The organism is Vibrio ouci (genome assembly GCF_004551525.1).
Taxonomy (GTDB): Bacteria; Pseudomonadota; Gammaproteobacteria; order Enterobacterales; family Vibrionaceae; genus Vibrio; species Vibrio ouci.
Genome location: NZ_SATR01000340.1, coordinates 1 through 486 on the forward strand (window position 1 = coordinate 1; position 486 = coordinate 486).

At 43.8% G+C, this 486-nt stretch carries 1 rRNA gene; it reads left to right on the forward strand.

Annotated features, from left to right (window positions below):
* Positions 1 to 243: 243 nt before the first annotated feature.
* Positions 244 to 486, forward strand: a 16S ribosomal RNA gene (locus ELS82_RS25915); the annotation flags it as partial.

A 486-nucleotide genomic window follows, 5' to 3' on the forward strand; every position in this document is an offset into this window, starting at 1 on the left:
AAGCTCTTTAAAAATATAGACCTATCAATCTGTGTGGGCACTCGTTGATGATAATCCAATTAGATACTTCGGTATCAAATTAGGTTTCAATGAAACGAAGTGACCAAACGAGATTAGCTTTCTTTGTAAAAGGAAACTTAGTCTTGGCACAGTCAATTCATTATCGTTCTGTTGGAACGATAATAGCTTTAAAATTACATTAGTAGTTTTGAAGTCAGTATTCATTGAGCCGAACAAAATCTTAAATTGAAGAGTTTGATCATGGCTCAGATTGAACGCTGGCGGCAGGCCTAACACATGCAAGTCGAGCGGAAACGACTTAACTGAACCTTCGGGGAACGTTAAGGGCGTCGAGCGGCGGACGGGTGAGTAATGCCTGGGAAATTGCCCTGATGTGGGGGATAACCATTGGAAACGATGGCTAATACCGCATAATGCCTTCGGGCCAAAGAGGGGGACCTTCGGGCCTCTCGCGTCAGGATATGC